The 15,319-nt window shown below is 60.5% G+C and carries 16 protein-coding genes and 1 pseudogene; 14 read left to right on the forward strand and 3 right to left on the reverse strand.

Annotated features, from left to right (window positions below):
* Positions 1 to 83: 83 nt before the first annotated feature.
* From AC07OP_RS19685 to AC07OP_RS19705, 5 genes and pseudogenes are all read left to right on the forward strand, one after another.
* Positions 84 to 470, forward strand: coding sequence for a toxin glutamine deamidase domain-containing protein (locus AC07OP_RS19685; RefSeq protein ID WP_495102231.1), 387 nt, complete (start codon positions 84 to 86; stop codon positions 468 to 470).
* Positions 470 to 745, forward strand: a complete 276-nt coding sequence (locus AC07OP_RS19690; protein ID WP_027607551.1) for a YrhB domain-containing protein — start codon at positions 470 to 472, stop codon at positions 743 to 745. Before AC07OP_RS19685 ends, AC07OP_RS19690 begins: the two co-directional genes overlap by 1 nt.
* Before the next feature lie 123 nt (positions 746 to 868).
* A pseudogene (locus tag AC07OP_RS19695) lies at positions 869 to 1,000 on the forward strand (TreTu family toxin); the annotation flags it as partial.
* A gap of 50 nt (positions 1,001 to 1,050) precedes the next feature.
* On the forward strand, positions 1,051 to 1,842 hold the full coding sequence (locus tag AC07OP_RS19700; protein ID WP_098479772.1) for a hypothetical protein: 792 nt from the start codon (positions 1,051 to 1,053) through the stop codon (positions 1,840 to 1,842).
* 880 nt (positions 1,843 to 2,722) lie between these two features.
* Positions 2,723 to 3,223, forward strand: coding sequence for an Imm70 family immunity protein (locus AC07OP_RS19705; protein WP_098479771.1), 501 nt, complete (start codon positions 2,723 to 2,725; stop codon positions 3,221 to 3,223).
* A 278-nt stretch (positions 3,224 to 3,501) separates the two neighbouring features.
* On the opposite strand, the gene AC07OP_RS19710 is transcribed toward AC07OP_RS19705, so the two are convergent.
* Together AC07OP_RS19710 and gspH are read right to left on the reverse strand one after the other, a co-directional pair.
* Complete coding sequence (locus tag AC07OP_RS19710; RefSeq protein ID WP_495102217.1) at positions 3,502 to 4,113, reverse strand: type II secretion system protein GspJ; 612 nt, start codon at positions 4,111 to 4,113, stop codon at positions 3,502 to 3,504.
* Positions 4,110 to 4,562 carry a type II secretion system minor pseudopilin GspH gene (gene gspH, locus AC07OP_RS19715; RefSeq protein ID WP_495102218.1) on the reverse strand — a complete coding sequence of 151 codons (453 nt, stop codon included), beginning with the start codon at positions 4,560 to 4,562 and terminating at the stop codon, positions 4,110 to 4,112. Before gspH ends, AC07OP_RS19710 begins: the two co-directional genes overlap by 4 nt.
* A 93-nt stretch (positions 4,563 to 4,655) precedes the next feature.
* Here gspH and AC07OP_RS19720 point away from each other — a divergent pair, with 93 nt between their 5' ends.
* Positions 4,656 to 5,087, forward strand: coding sequence for a type II secretion system protein N (locus tag AC07OP_RS19720; RefSeq protein ID WP_027607547.1), 432 nt, complete (start codon positions 4,656 to 4,658; stop codon positions 5,085 to 5,087).
* Here AC07OP_RS19720 and gspI read toward each other — a convergent pair.
* Entirely contained in the window at positions 5,074 to 5,439 is a 366-nt protein-coding gene (gene gspI / locus AC07OP_RS19725; protein ID WP_027607546.1) for a type II secretion system minor pseudopilin GspI, read from the reverse strand. The genes AC07OP_RS19720 and gspI overlap by 14 nt on opposite strands.
* Positions 5,440 to 5,587: 148 nt before the next feature.
* Here gspI and gspG point away from each other — a divergent pair, with 148 nt between their 5' ends.
* The 8 genes from gspG to AC07OP_RS19765 all read left to right on the forward strand — a co-directional run bounded on the left by gspG (position 5,588) and on the right by AC07OP_RS19765 (position 15,287).
* Complete coding sequence (gene gspG, locus AC07OP_RS19730; RefSeq protein WP_495102219.1) at positions 5,588 to 6,037, forward strand: type II secretion system major pseudopilin GspG; 450 nt, start codon at positions 5,588 to 5,590, stop codon at positions 6,035 to 6,037.
* An 8-nt stretch (positions 6,038 to 6,045) separates the two neighbouring features.
* Positions 6,046 to 6,924, forward strand: a complete 879-nt coding sequence (gspK, locus tag AC07OP_RS19735; protein ID WP_495102220.1) for a type II secretion system minor pseudopilin GspK — start codon at positions 6,046 to 6,048, stop codon at positions 6,922 to 6,924.
* Positions 6,921 to 7,991: a type II secretion system protein GspL gene (gene gspL / locus AC07OP_RS19740; protein ID WP_495102221.1), complete on the forward strand. Its 1,071-nt coding sequence runs from the start codon at positions 6,921 to 6,923 to the stop codon at positions 7,989 to 7,991. Before gspK ends, gspL begins: the two co-directional genes overlap by 4 nt.
* Positions 7,984 to 8,496 carry a type II secretion system protein M gene (locus AC07OP_RS19745; protein ID WP_495102222.1) on the forward strand — a complete coding sequence of 171 codons (513 nt, stop codon included), beginning with the start codon at positions 7,984 to 7,986 and terminating at the stop codon, positions 8,494 to 8,496. The genes gspL and AC07OP_RS19745 overlap by 8 nt, the downstream gene beginning before the upstream one ends.
* The gene (gspD, locus tag AC07OP_RS19750) at positions 8,493 to 10,817 is read left to right on the forward strand and encodes a type II secretion system secretin GspD (protein WP_495102223.1); all 2,325 of its coding nucleotides are present in this window, start codon (positions 8,493 to 8,495) and stop codon (positions 10,815 to 10,817) included. Before AC07OP_RS19745 ends, gspD begins: the two co-directional genes overlap by 4 nt.
* 139 nt (positions 10,818 to 10,956) lie before the next feature.
* A complete protein-coding gene (gene gspE / locus AC07OP_RS19755; protein WP_495102224.1) occupies positions 10,957 to 12,375 on the forward strand; it encodes a type II secretion system ATPase GspE in 1,419 nt (472 codons plus the stop codon).
* Positions 12,375 to 13,586 (forward strand): type II secretion system inner membrane protein GspF, encoded by a 1,212-nt coding sequence (gene gspF / locus AC07OP_RS19760; RefSeq protein ID WP_027607539.1) that lies wholly within the window; start codon positions 12,375 to 12,377, stop codon positions 13,584 to 13,586. Before gspE ends, gspF begins: the two co-directional genes overlap by 1 nt.
* Before the next feature lie 516 nt (positions 13,587 to 14,102).
* Positions 14,103 to 15,287, forward strand: coding sequence for a substrate-binding domain-containing protein (locus tag AC07OP_RS19765; protein ID WP_495102225.1), 1,185 nt, complete (start codon positions 14,103 to 14,105; stop codon positions 15,285 to 15,287).
* The last annotated feature ends 32 nt before the right edge of the window (positions 15,288 to 15,319 follow it).

A 15,319-nucleotide genomic window follows, 5' to 3' on the forward strand; every position in this document is an offset into this window, starting at 1 on the left:
TGTGAACGAGAAAAAACTACGAGAACTCAACATGATTTAATGGTGCAAAAGCGGCGGGGGTTGCGGACGAAACTGCCGGTTCAATAAGGAACGTCAATCCAGGTTATCCAGACGCTGGGCGAACTCATAACTGCGTTAATTTTTCAATTGCTACTGATGTAACACTGGCAGGTAATCCAGCATCTGCATTGCCGATAAACTCCACCAAGGGTGTTCCGTTGACCGTGCTGGAGAAGCAATATGGAGCTAAGTTTAGCGGTGTGTCTTCACCCGAAACCATCACCCAGCACATGATTGGTGGTGGGGACGGCGCACGTGGGATTGTGTTTGGCTCCTATGGTCCAGGTCAGCCAGGCCATGTATTCAACGTGGTTAATCAGAATGGGGCTATTCGTTATCTCGATGGGCAGACTGGAAAGCCGGCAAATAAGAGTGATTTTAAGACATTGCAGCTACTGAGAACTAACTAATGATTACCTACGAATACGCTTTGGAAAGAGCTCAGGAATATTTGAAAGACTCTGAGATTGCTTTGCAGCTAACACATGAGGGCGAGTTCTCTGAGGGATGGTTTTTTTGCTATCAATCTAAAGAGTATTTGGAGACAGGGAGTCTGTCGGCTCAACTGGCTGGAAACGGACCATTCCTGATTGATAAGGAAACTGGAGAGCTTCATATTTTAGGGACCGCCAAGCCGCTGAAAGAATATCTTGATCACTATGTAATCAGTAAGTCAAAAAAATAAGATTGGTTTTTCGGTGCAAAAGCAACAGTCAGTTCTCCGTTAAAACTTGGCGAAACCAAGGTAATCAACGATGTCAGCACGACTCGTGTAGGAAGGTGGATGTCTCCTGATGAGCGGGTGCAGATGCAAAATACAAATAAAGTGGTGCAAGGCGCTGGAGTACAAACCTTTATTTCGACTAATGGCATCTCCGACTTTAAAGAAGCTGCACCCAGAGGCTCTGTCTATGTTGAGTTTGATTTTCTAGCTAACAGCTTGCTTCAGGGCGGGAATTTTGCGGAAATAACCCTTGTTGAGGATAATTCATGCTCTTTGACCCAGTCAAAACCAGATTCAATGGTTTCAGTGAGGCAATGCTTAAATGGCAATTGGAGGCGCAGTATGATCCAAAGCGGCCAATGGGGAATGTTGCCAAGTCTGATTTGTCCGATGTGATTTCAGCATGGCTAGTTGGCCTCCAAGGCGAGATTGCACCGGTACTTCCCCGCTCTCTGCAATGGATAGATAAGGCCATAGAAAACGACGAGGAATTCGGGCCAGACATTAATGCTCACAGGACAATATTGCACTGGGCAAAAGCTCTGGGTGAATGGATGGAAACGGGCTGGAATTCTGAAGGCGAATGGGGCGCGGCCCGTGTGTATGAGGAAGCTCGCTGGCGTTACGAAAAACGCCCTTGGTCAACGCATGATATTGTCAAAACTGGCTTAGATGACTACATGGCTTTTGCATATCAGAGCGGCGAACACGACGAAGGCTTTGAGGCAGGTATTGAGATGTATCAACGTTGGAGTGGCAAAGGAGAAATATTGCTATCCAGCACTTTGAAGCCCCGAGACTTTGGCTATGCTTTGTGCCTTCATCGAACGGCCCGTCAGGAGTTTAATGAAGACGAACTTTTTAAAGCTGGTAGAAAAATGCTTCAGGCCAATTTGCAAAAAAATTGGTTGGGCGGTGGGCAATATATTCGTGCAGCTACGTGGCTCAAGATTGTCTACTGGCACAACGATGAAGCTCTGACACCGTTACAAACTGTTTTGAAAGCATACGAAAACATGCCTAAAGTACCTCGGCCGGATTTTGTTTCAATAGTATGATCTTTTTGTAATGTCGAATCGATTTGGGGCAAAAGCGACAGGTGGTGCCGGTGAAAGTGCAGGCGCCATGCGCCGATTGGACTATGAAGGTGCTCCCTACCACGGAAAAGTCGATAATGCAGTTAATAGTCGAGCTCCGGTTAATGGTCAAGAAGCGCTAGATTTTTCGATTCAAATTAAACGGAGTCTGACCCCGAGTGATCTCAGATGATTGCCAGTTTTGAGACTGGGGGTTATCCATCAACACCTGTAGGAAAGTTGGTTGGTACGCAATCTACGATGCCGGATGGTTCGCGTGTCCGTGTCATGCAAGCAGATAGCCGTAGTCCTCAGAGGGCTTCGTTTGAAAATGCTAATGGTGGGCCAATAGATCCAACAACGTGCAAGCCACCACAGCCACCGAAAGGTATTTCTAAATCGAAAGAAAACAGTGGATTAGAGAAAGAACGCATATTGAGCAGGTGGACTAATGTTTGATTTTTTAAAGCTTGTCATGTCATTTTCCTCACTTCGTATTAATAGTATTGAGTGGGATGGTGATTTTTTGAACGTTTCTGGAGACGGTTGGAGCTTTAGCAGTAGTAGTGCCTGGAGGGTGTCTAAGGATGACGACATGTTGTTTGCATGTTGGGATGATCAGGCAAGTGTGCGTATTAAAGTTGGTAGGTCTTTCAGTTGGAAGTGTTTCGTGGATCGCCCAGAATCAGCCCGTAGATCCATATTTTGCACTTTCTGATGGTAGAAGGCTTGATGTATTTTGCTCTTCTGTTTGCGAGCCTTGGGTAATGACTCTTCCGAATAATATTGTTTATGTTGGGAATTCATAGGTGCAATAGGAGGCAAGTGGCGCCAGACCCTTATTGGTCAGGTTTAAAGCAGAATGAAAAATGTAGGTGTTCTTGCCGCAATGACAATATCTGTCTTAGGTCCAGCCTCTGATGTTGACTGTTTTTTTAAGTCAGTTGTGTTTTTTCTTGAGGGCGGCAAAAGAGGAAGCAAGTATCCCTTGGTTACAGAGAAGCTTTATTGCCGATCTTTAAGCAAAAACGAACTGGCTGAGTTAAAGATGGATTTAGAGAGTGTAAGGGCTGAGTTTAATAGCATTCCTGCGGATGGCTTTGATATAAACGCTTTCGGGGTGGACGAGGAGAATACTCGTTTGCTTTTGAATGGTAATACTCTGGCTGACATCTTTGCTCGCTTCTTCAAAATTATTTTTGATGCTGTCGAATGTTCAGATGTTTTTTATAAAGAGTTTAATGAGTACGTCCCTTTAAGAATCGGATTTACCGACGCACCTGACTATATTTTTGATGTGAATCGTTCCGAAGACTTGTATAACTCTCTTGCTTCTGACGAATTACCGTTCTGGCGTCGCTGATCTGTAGAAATTCTATTTTTTATTTAGCACCGGCCTTGCGCCGGTGTTTTTGCACCCTACCTGCACCCTTTCTGCAGTTAAGTGGGGGGTAAACGGGGTCTGACCCAGTGATCCCCAGATCACCCAACGGGTGTTCCAACGCTAATCTTAGAGACAAAGTTGACTCAAGGCGCAGGAAGATATAACTATGTCGTTCTTCAGGATGGTCAGTTAGTGAACCGACTGCTCTGCAATGGCTTGCGCTCGACAACTACATGAGAAGCGCGAGTGGGGGACGGCTATCTCAGTGGCCCCACCACCTGCCGATACTTCTCCACCCCCTGCGGCGTCTCCCGCACCAAACTGATCTCCAGTCCCAACGGATCCTCACGCCGATTCCCGCTCAACTGCCGCCAGCCCTTATCCGCCTCCCACACCCGCACCTGCAAATCACGGACCCCGCTCAACACCACCACGCCATCTTTCGCCGCCGGCAGCGGATAGCGATCCCGCGCGGGTGCGGCAGCGCGATACAAACGGTCGCCCTTGAGCCACCAGCGCACCCGTTGCAGGCCATCGCCGGCGATGGGTGCGCTGCGAATGATGTCCAGCCGAAAGCCTTTGCTGTCGGAACTGAGCACGGTGATCGCCGCCAGTCCATCGAGCTTTTCTGCACTGTTCTTTGAGGGCTCCGGGGCGTTCAGTTCGACGCCGGCGCGCAGGCTGATGTCGCGCTGCAGTTGGTGGAGGGCGCGGAGCAGCACTTCGGTCTGTTCGCTGCTTGCCTGCAGGTGCTGGTCGGCGCGGGTGACGCTGTCCAGGCCGCGCCAGGCGATCACGCTGACCACGGCCATAAGCATGATCGCGACCATCACTTCGATCAGGGTGAAGCCTTGCTCGGATCGGTTCATGGCTGGCTCACCACGCGCATCAGGCCGGCGGTGTCGCGTTGCAGGCTGAGGCTGTGTTGGCCGTCGGACAGCACGATGCGCACGGGTGGGTTGATCCATTCGGCGTCGAGCACCAGGGTTTGCCGGGGTTCGATATTGATGTGCATCGGTGTGCTTTCCCACAGGCGCGGGCGCAGTTGGGTGTCGCCCTGGAACGCTTCGACGCCGCTGCCATCGTCGGTACGGCGGTTGAAGCGAAAGCCCTTGGCGTCGGCGCGCCAGGTGATCGGGCGGCCGTCCGTGCGGGCTTCGGCCTGGGCCACTTGCAGCAGTTGGCTCAGGCGCTCGGCGTCCTTGCGCAGCAGGTGCAGCGGGTCGGGCTTGATGGTCAGGCTGATGGCGGCGCTGGCGATGCCGATGATCACCAGCACCACCATCAACTCGATCAGGGTGAAGCCTTGCTGTTTCATCGGTAGGCCCCTCGAAAGCTGGTGAGCTTGTGAAATAAAAACGTGCGAATTGGCCTGTAGGCTGGTGCCATGGACAAACAGGAGGTCCTTCCCATGGCATTCACCCTGCGTTTCTCACCGGCCCACGGTGTGCAGATCGTGGCGTTGCTGGCGGCATTGGCCGGTGTGGCGGTCTGGACGCCGCTGCTGCTGACGTCCGCCGAGTCCCATACGCCCCAGGCCGCGCCCCAGGTGCTGGCGGCGCGCAGCGATAACCCGGCGCTGCAATGGTTTTCCAATGCGCCGGCGGCGTTGCAGGTCAAGGTCTCTGGCGTGCTGGCCGGGGCGCGCGGTGCGGTGGCGATCCTCAGTCTCAACGACGGCCCGCCGCGCAGTTTCCTGCTGGGCGAGCGCCTCAGCCCGGGCGTGCGGCTCACGGCCATCGAAGGCGACGGGGTCGAGATCGAGCGCGGCGGCGAGAAGCTGCGCGTCAACCTCGACAAGTTGCCCGATGGGCCGGCCTTGCCGCGGCTCACTCGGCCCTGACCTGTGTCTCCACGCGGGCCAGCGGCGGCGCCTCGCGGCTGGCGTCGAGCACCTGCACATTGACTTGAAACAGGCGGCCATCGCGGCTGATGGTCTGCTCGCACCGCAGTTTCAAGCGCCCCTGGTCACAGCTGAAGGTCTTTGTGCCGTCGCGCAAATGCCCCTCCAGGCGCAACTCCGCCAGGCGACTCTGCGCCGCCAGCAACCCCATGGATTTGTCCCGCAGCAGGCCGTTGCCCTGGGTCATCAACCCGGCCACGCGGATGGCAGCGGCCATCGCCACAGCGATAATCGCCAGCGCCACCAGCACCTCGATCAGGGTAAAACCTTGCTCCTTGCGACGGCCGTACATGGGGTTCTCAAAGCCGGGAAACAGGCCCGCAGACTAGCGCCGGCAGTTGACCGATTGGCGACCGAAACTCCCGAGGATTTTCAATACGACTGACATGTGTTCTTGCAACACTGCGCCACGAAATGTACCCAAGCCAAGGAATGTCGAGATGGATATCGCGCGCCTAACATCCCCATTGCAAGGCCCTCGCGGCCAGCGTGGCTTCACCTTGATCGAGATCATGGTGGTGGTGGTCATCCTCGGGATCCTCGCGGCGATGGTGGTGCCCAAGGTCCTCGATCGCCCGGACCAGGCGCGGGCCACCGCCGCGAAACAGGACATCGGTGGGTTGATGCAGGCGTTGAAGCTGTATCGCCTCGACCACGGCACCTACCCGAGCATGAACCAGGGCCTGAAAGTGCTGGTGGAGCGCCCGGCGGATGCCAAGAACAGCAACTGGCGCGCCTACCTAGAGCGCTTGCCCAACGACCCCTGGGGCCACCCTTACCACTACCTCAACCCGGGCGCCAACGGTGAGGTCGATGTGTTCTCCCTGGGCGCCGATGGCCAACCGGATGGCGATGGCGTCAATGCCGATATCGGCTCCTGGCAGTTGTAAGGCGCGCCATGAAAGGGTATTCGCCCCCAGCGGCGAAGCAGCGCGGCATGGCGATTATCAGTGCCTTGCTGATCGCGGCGGTGGTGGCGGTGATCGCCGGCGGCATGCTCACGCGCCAGACCGTATTCACCCGCAGCCTGGAAGCCGAACAGTCGCGCGTGCAGGGCCAGTGGCTGTTGCTCGGTGGCCTTGAACGCAGCCGGCAGATGCTCTGGGAAGCCCGCCAGAAGGACGTGCTGACCCGCCTTGACCAGCCCTGGGCGCGGGCCCAGGCCGGCGTGTTCGAGGGGCGGATCGACGATGAACAGGGCAAGTTCAACCTGCGCAACCTGGTCACCCGCCAGCAGCCCGACGCCGAGCAATTGCAGAGTTTCGAGCGCCTGTGCCGCACCCTGGGCGTGGCCCCGGCCGTGAGCCGGCGCATCAGCCAGCGGGTGATTGCTTCCTATGTACAGAACGGGTTGCCCGCCAAATACCCGATGCTGCGCAGCCTCGACGACCTCAGTGGCCTCGAAGGCCTGACCCCGGAGGTGTTGCAGCGCCTGCAGGCGTACGTCAGCGTGCTGCCCGGCAACACCTGGGTCAACGGCAACACCGCCAGCGCCGAAGTGCTCAGCGCGGTGGTGCCGCAGCTCAGCCTGTCCCAGGCCCACGGGCTGGTGGCCGAGCGCGACAACGGGCATTGGTTTATCAACCGTGGGGATTTCGTCAACCGTCTGCACTTGCCCCAGGTGGAGTTGGAAGCGGTGCAGGTGGGCATTACCAGCGAGTGGTTTCGCCTGCAGGGCCAGGCGCGACGCGAGCGCCGGCGGGTGACGATCGACGCGTTGCTGCACCGCCCCGAAGACCGTGAACCCAGGGTGATCTGGTCGCGGGTGGGCGTATGAAACGCTTGCGCATTGCCTTGCCGCCGCTGGATCAGGTCAGTGCTGAAAGCCAGGTGAAATTTGCCTGGCTCGAGCGTGGCGTGGTGGTGGCCGAGGGGCAGGAAAGCCTGGCGCAATTGGGCAAGCGCCGGCAGGCGGTGGACTGCTTTCTGCACCCGCATGACAGCCTGCTCACCAGCCTGGAGCTGCCGCCATTGCCCGCAGCAAAAAACCAGGCGGCGGTGGCCTGTGCGGCCCAGGCGCTGATCCTCGGGCCGGTGGAACAGATGCACGTGGCCCACGGCCCGCGCGAAAGCGATGGGCGCGTGCAGGTGGGCTGGGTGCCCAAGGCCGGGCTGGAACGGCTGGGCCAGGTCTTGGCCCAGGTGCAGCTCAAGCTGCGCGGCCTGTACCCGGCGCCCTATGCGTTGCCGGTGGGGGCGGCGGCGTTGGACGACGGCTATCTGTTGACCCGCGACAGCCTGCAACAGGGCGCTGTGCACCCGCTGGGGTTGCAGGCGCTCGACGTGCCGCTGGTGGCGGAGGCGCAGCGTTGGAGCGGCACGGTGCCTGGCTGGGGCTTGCATGCTCGCCTCGGTCAAGCCTCCGGCGCCGGATGGGGCAGGGCGCTGGCCTGTGTGGCGCTGGCCGCTGCCATCTGGACCGTCGGCCTCAACCTGTATGCCGCGCGCCAGGTCGACGAAGGCCAACGGCTCAAGGCGTTGATGAACCAACAGGTGCGCCAGGCGTTTCCTGAATTACCCGTGGTGCTCAACCCCTTGCAGCAGGCCCGTCAACAGTTGGCCGCACGTCAGAGCGGCGCGGCTGCCGATTCGGGCCAACGCTTCAGCAGCCTGCTGCAACTGGCAGGCAGCAACCTGCCCTTTATGGTGGGCAGCGTCGATAACCTGAACTTTGAGCAGGGCACCTTGCACTTGGCGCTACTCGCCGACAGCCGCAACCCGGCGGCCGAGGGGGAGTGGCAGGCGGCGTTGGCCCAGGCCGGTTTTGCGGCCACGCGCGATGAACATGGCTGGAGCATCGGCCCGGCGCAGGCCACGGAAAAAACGGAGGCCGGCGATGAATAGGTGGCTGCGCCTGCGCACCCAGGCCCAGGTGTTCTGGAGCGGCCTGGCCCTGCGCGAGAAACGCCTGCTGATCGGCGCCGGGCTGGTGCTGGCGAGCCTGCTGACCTGGCTGGTGCTGGTGCAGCCGGCGTTGAAAAAGATCGACTACTGGCAGGCCGAAACCCCCAAGCTGCGCGCCCAGGCCGAAGCCTTGCAGGTGCTGTTGCAGGGCGTCGCCGCGCCGCGCCAGGCCGACGAAGCCGCGTTGCGCCAGGCCCTGGACAGTGCCGGCCTGCAAGGGCATTACCAGGTGCAGGCGCTGGACGCCGGCGGGTGGCGCCTGACCTTCGACAACGCCCCGGCCGCCGCCGTAGTGGGCTGGCTGCTGGGCAATCCCCGTTCATTTTCCCTGGAGGTGTCCGAGGCGCGTTTGCAACGTGCTGCGGATGCCGTCGATAACTCGGCCGGCACTGTGTCCGGGACCGTTCGCATGGATCAGGCGCCTGGCGCTAAGGAAGCTTCATGAAGTGGTCAGTCCTCCCTTTTCGCAAGGCCGCGCCGTTGCTGTTGCTGGCCTTGAGTGCGTGCAGCAGCCCGTCAACCACGCCGTTACTGGTGGACAGTGAGCTTGGCCAACCCCTGGCTGATACCCGGCGCAGCGGCGATACCCTGCTGGATCGCCAGCGCGACGAAGCGCCGAAACCGCGGGTCCAGCACCCGGTGACCAACAGCGTCCGTGGCCAGGCCCCGGCGCCGGTCAAGGCGCGCAACCCGCTGGGTGACCAGCCGGTGCAGCTCAACTTTGTCGATGCCGATATCCAGGCGGTGGTGCGTGCGCTGTCCCGTGCTACCGGCCAGCAGTTCCTGGTGGACCCACGGGTAAAGGGCAAGCTCACCCTGGTCAGCGAAGGCCAGGTGCCGGCCCATCAGGCCTACGACATGCTGCTGGCGGCGCTGCGCATGCAGGGTTTCAGTGTGGTGGATGTGGGCGGCGTGGCCCAGGTGGTGCCGGAGGCCGATGCCAAGTTGCTCGGCGGGCCGATCTACAGTGCCGGCAGCAGTGGCATGCAGACGCGCACCTTCCGCCTGCAATACGAAAATGCGGTGAACCTGATCCCGGTGCTGCGCCCCATCGTGTCGCCGAACAACCCGATCAACGCCTACCCCGGCAACAACAGCATCGTCATCACCGACTATGCGGAAAACCTCGCGCGGGTCGCCCAGATCATCAGCGGCATCGACACCCCCAGCGCCATCGACACCGATGTGGTGCAGATTCAGAACGGCATTGCCGTGGACATCGCCGCCATGGTTTCCGAGCTGCTGGAAACCCAGGGCGCCGACCAGACCCAGAAGATCAACGTGGTCGGTGACCCGCGCTCCAATTCGATCATCATCCGTTCCGGCAGCCCCGAACGTACGGAGCTGGCGCGCAACCTCATCTACAAGCTCGACAATGCCCAGAGCAACCCCAGCAATATGCACGTGGTGTACCTGCGCAACGCCCAGGCGGCCAAGCTGGCTCAGTCGCTGCGCGGGCTGCTCACCGGCGAGAGCGATTCCGGGGTTAGCGACGATGGGCGTGGCAAGCTCAGCGCCATGGGCGGCAATGGCAATAACAGCCAGGGCACGAGTAATGCCCAGAACAGCAGCGGCACGCCCACCGGCAGTGGCGTGCAGTCGGGCTATGGGCAAGCCACCGGCTCCAGCACCGGCACCAGTACTGGCAGCGGCAATACCGCCAACGAGCAGGACACCGCGTTCAGCGCCGGCGGCGTGACCATCCAGGCCGACGCCACCACCAACACCCTGCTGATCTCCGCGCCGGACCCGTTGTACCGCAACCTGCGGGAAGTGATCGACATGCTCGACCAGCGCCGCGCCCAGGTGGTGATCGAAAGCCTGATCGTGGAAGTGGGCGAGGACGATGCCACCGAGTTCGGTGTGCAATGGCAGGCCGGCAATCTGGCGGGCAAAGGTGGCTTTGGTGGCGTTAATCTGGGTGGCAGCGGCGTGAACGGCACGCCCGCCAGTCCCACCAGCATCGACGTACTGCCCAAGGGCCTGAATATCGGCGTGGTCAACGGCACCGTGGATATTCCGGGGATCGGCAAGGTGCTCGACCTCAAGGTGCTGGCCCGTGCGCTGAAGAGCAAGGGCGGCACCAACGTGCTGTCCACGCCGAACCTGCTGACCCTGGACAACGAAGCGGCGAGCATTTTCGTCGGGCAGACCATTCCATTCGTCACTGGCAGTTATGTGACCGGTGGCGGCGGTACCAGCAATAACCCGTTCCAGACCGTGCAGCGCGAAGAGGTGGGGCTCAAGCTGAATGTACGCCCGCAGATCTCCGAGGGCGGCACGGTGAAGCTGGATATCTACCAGGAGGTCAGCACCGTGGACACACGGGCATCGGTGTCGGCGGGCACGGTGACGAACAAGCGCGCGATCGATACCAGCATCCTGTTGGACGATGGGCAGATCATGGTGCTGGGCGGGCTGTTGCAGGACGGCTACAGCCAGAGCAATGACGCGGTGCCGTGGCTCTCGGATATTCCGGGGTTGGGGGCGTTGTTTCGCAACGAGAAGCGCAGTGTGAGCAAGACCAACCTGATGGTGTTTTTGCGGCCTTACATTATTCGCGACAGTGGCGCGGGGCGCAGCATTACCTTGAACCGCTATGAATTCATGCGTCGTGCCCAGGGTGGGTTGCAACCCGAGCACAGCTGGGCGATGCCGGATGTGCAGGCGCCGCAATTACCGTCGGTGGAGAAGGCGATTCCGGGGGGGCAGCAGCAGGGGCCGAGGGCGGTCATTCGCGCCGTACCGGTAGGCGCACGGCCATGAGTCCAAATGAAGATCCAAATGTGGGAGGGGGCTTGCCCCCGATGAGGGTGTGTCAGCCACAGATATACAAACTGATCCACCGCTATCGGGGGCAAGCCCCCTCCCACATTTGCACTGTGTATTCCTATGGGAGAGGGGTATGAGCCTGCTGCCCTACGCCTGGGCTAAATCCCAACGCATCCTCCTGCGCCCCGGCGACGACGGCATGCTGCTGACCGTCTGCCCCTCCACCCCCGGTTGGTCCATCAGCGAAGTACGGCGCCAGTTCGGCCAGTCGCGGGTTGAGCAGGTACGCGACGACGAACTCGATGGCCTCCTCGCCAGTGCTTATGCCGATACGGGCAGCGCCGCCGCCGTGGTGGGCGCGGCGGAAAACGAGGTCGACCTCGACCGCCTGATGCAGGACATGCCCGAGATCACCGACCTGCTCGACACCCAGGACGGCGCACCGGTAATCCGCATGATCAACGCCTTGCTCACCCAGGCGGCGCGGGACGAGGCCAGTGATATCCATATCGAGCCTTATGAAACCCACTCCGTGGTGCGCTACCGCGTCGACGGCACGTTGCGGGATGTGGTGTCGCCGCGTAAGGCATTGCATGGCGCACTGGTGTCGCGGATCAAGATCATGGCCCAGCTCGACATCGCCGAAAAACGCTTGCCCCAGGACGGTCGTATCGCCCTGCGCGTGGCCGGGCGGCCGATTGATATTCGTGTGTCGACCGTGCCCACCGGGCATGGCGAGCGCGTGGTGATGCGCTTGCTCGACAAGCAGGCCGGGCGTTTGCAGCTGGAGACCCTGGGTATGGAGCCACAGCTGCTGGCGCGCCTCGACACCTTGATTCGCCAGCCCCATGGCATCGTGCTGGTCACCGGGCCTACGGGCAGCGGCAAGACCACCAGCCTGTACGCCGCGCTGGCGCGGCTGGATGCGAGCACCAGCAATATCCTCACCGTGGAGGACCCGGTGGAATACGACTTGCCGGGTATCAGCCAGATCCAGGTCAATGCCAAGATCGACATGACCTTCGGCCTGGCGCTGCGGGCGATCCTGCGTCAGGACCCGGACATCATCATGATCGGTGAAATTCGCGACCTGGAGACCGCGCAAATCGCGGTGCAGGCCTCGCTCACGGGGCATTTGGTACTCGCTACGTTGCACACCAACGATGCGGTGTCGGCGGTCAACCGCCTGATCGACATGGGCGTCGAGCCGTTCCTGCTGGCCTCGTCACTGCTGGGGGTCTTGGCGCAACGCCTGGTCCGCCGCCTGTGCCCGCATTGCAAGCAGGAAGACCCGGCCGCGCCCGGCACCTGGCGCCCGGTGGGCTGTGCGCAGTGCAACCAGATCGGCTACAGCGGGCGGACCGGGATCCATGAATTGTTTTGCGTCGACGACGAGGTGCGCAGCCTGATCCACCAGGGCGCCGGCGAGCAGGATCTGCGCGTGGCGGCGCGCCGTGCGGGGATGTTCAGCATGCGTGAAGACGGCGAGCGCTGGGTACGCAGCGGCGCCACCGCACCGGAAGAAATCCTGCGCGTGACACGGGACGCCTGATGAATCGCTACCGCTATGAAGCCGCCGATGCCAGCGGCAAAGTCGAGGCCGGACACCTGGAGGCCGACAGCCAGAGCGGGGCGTTTGCCGTGCTGCGCAGCCGTGGTCTGACCGCGCTGCTGGTGCAGGTCGAGGGCGGCCAGCAAAGCGCCGCCGGCAGCAGCCTGTTCAGCGCCAAGCTGTCGGACAACGACCTGGCCTGGGCCACGCGGCAGCTGGCGAGCCTGCTCGGCGCCAGCCTGCCCCTGGAGGCGGCATTAAGCGCCACGGTGGAACAGGCGGAGAAAAAACACATCGCCCAGACCCTGGCTGCCGTGCGTGCTGATGTACGCGGCGGCATGCGTCTGGCGGATGCCTTGGCCGCGCGGCCTCGGGACTTTCCGTCGATCTACCGCGCACTGATCGCGGCGGGGGAGGAGTCCGGTGACCTGGCCCAGGTGATGGAACGCCTGGCCGACTACATCGAGGAGCGCAACAACCTGCGCGGCAAGATCCTCACCGCGTTTATCTACCCCGGTGTGGTCGGGCTGGTGTCCATCGGTATCGTGATTTTTTTGCTCAGCTACGTGGTGCCCCAGGTGGTCAGCGCGTTTTCCCAGGCGCGCCAGGACTTGCCCGGGCTGACATTGGCGATGCTCAACGCCAGCGACTTTATCCGCGCCTGGGGCTGGCTGTGTTTCGGCGGGATTGTCGGTGGGTTCTGGGGCTGGCGCCTGTACCTGCGCAACCCCGTGGCGCGCCTGAACTGGCATAGCCGGGTGCTGCGCTTGCCGCTGATCGGGCGTTTTGTGCTGGGCCTGAACACCGCGCGCTTTGCCTCGACCCTGGCGATCCTCGGCGGTGCCGGGGTGCCGTTGCTGCGGGCCCTGGAAGCGGCGCGGCAAACCCTGTCCAACGAGCGCCTGAGCCAATGCGTCAACGATGCCACGGCCAAGGTGCGCGAAGGCGTCAACCTGGCCCCGGCACTGGCGGTGGAAAAGGTCTTCCCGCCGGTGCTGATCCACCTGATCGCCAGCGGCGAAAAAACCGGCTCGCTGCCACCGATGCTGGAGCGGGCGGCGCAGACCTTGTCGCGGGATATCGAACGGCGGGCCATGGGCATGACCGCGTTGCTGGAGCCACTGATGATCGTGGTGATGGGCGCGGTGGTGCTGGTGATCGTGATGGCGGTGCTGTTGCCGATCATCGAGATCAACCAACTCGTTACCTGAATGCATGCAGTTGAGAAATGTGGGAGGGGGGGCCCCTGATAGCCATGGGTATTTACACAACGTTCAGAAACGGGTGAGTTCCTCTGTGGTGAGCGGGCTTGCCCCGCGTCGGGCTGCGAAGCAGCCCCAGTAAAGCAGAATGCGGTGTATCAGAAACTCTGCTGAGGCTGGTTTTGGGGCAGGCCGATATCGCCGGCTCCCAACCTCGGGTTCCTCATTCCGTCACATCCAGGCCCTGCGCCACAGCCCGCGCCGCCTTGGCGAAACCCGCGCTGAAACCTCGCTGTCACCTGCCGCCAAACCGCTCACAATCATGACCAAAACACCCGAGAATCTTTTTAAAAATCAAGCCCTTCCTCCCGAGGTTTTTTCCTTTTGCTGTCATCGGAAGCTGCGAAATTTCCTACCCATGGCCTCACCCCTTGCCACCCCCGAGACACGGCCTGGGACCGAAGCCATGGCGTCATGCAAGAGCCATCTACCCCAACGTACAAACACGACGAAAGGAGATTCTTCATGTTTAAGCGCAACGTTCTCGCGGTATCCATGACCCTCGCTGCACTGTGCTCGGCACAGGCTGCATTCGCTGACGTAAACGGCGGTGGCGCGACTCTGCCACAGCCGCTGTACCAGACCGCCGGCGTCCTGACCGCTGGCTTCGCCCCTTACATCGGTGTGGGCAGCGGCAAAGGTAAGTTGGCGTTCCTGAACAACGACTATAGCCAGTTCGGCACTGGCACCAAGAACGTGCACTGGGCTGGCAGCGACTCCAAACTGTCGGCGGCCGAGCTGCTGGCATACAAAAATGACCACCAAGCGGCCTGGGGCAAATTGATCCAGGTGCCATCGGTTGCCACGTCGGTTGCCATTCCGTTCAACAAGGCCGGCACCGCGGCGGTTAACCTGAGCGTTAACCAGCTGTGCGGCGTGTTCTCGGGTCGCCTGACCAACTGGAACCAGATCACCGGTTCCGGCCGCACAGGTGTGATCAAAGTTGTTTACCGCAGTGAATCCAGCGGTACCACTGAACTCTTCACCCGCTTCCTGAACGCCAAGTGCAGCGAAGCCAAAACGTTCGCCATCACCACCACCTTCTCGTCGAGCTACGGCAACGTGGCCAATAGCGCGCCGGCCGGTTCCGTGGCCGCGACCGGCAGCCAAGGCGTGATGACTGCGCTGAACGCTACGGACGGTGGTATCACCTACATGAGCCCGGATTACGCCGCGACTACTTTGGCCGGTCTGGATGACGCCACCAAAGTCGCCAAGGTTGCCGGTGTTTCGCCTGCGCCTGCCAACGTGTCGGCCGCTATCGGTCAGATCCTTGCTCCAACCCAAGCCCGCCCTAATGGCACGTTCATCGACGCCACCAACCAAGACAACTGGGTCCCAGTATTTGCTGCCACCGCGAGCGGCTCAGCTACCTTTGCTTACCCAACTACCGGTTACCCGATCCTGGGTTTCACCAACGTGATCTTCAGCCAGTGCTACGCCGACGCTAATCAAACCACTCAAGTGCAAGACTTCTTCCTGCGTCACTACGACAGCGTTGATAACAACGACGCTGCCATCAGCGCCAACCGCTTCGTACCACTGCCAAGCAACTGGAAACAAGCGATCACCGACACCTTCGCTACCGTTTCCAGCGCGCAAGGCATCGGTAACACCAGCGTTTGCAACGGCATCGGTCGTCCGCTGTAACCCAAGCGTTCAACGACCCGCAACACCTGATC

It is taken from the genome of Pseudomonas sp. GW821-FHT09D08 (genome assembly GCF_059416305.1).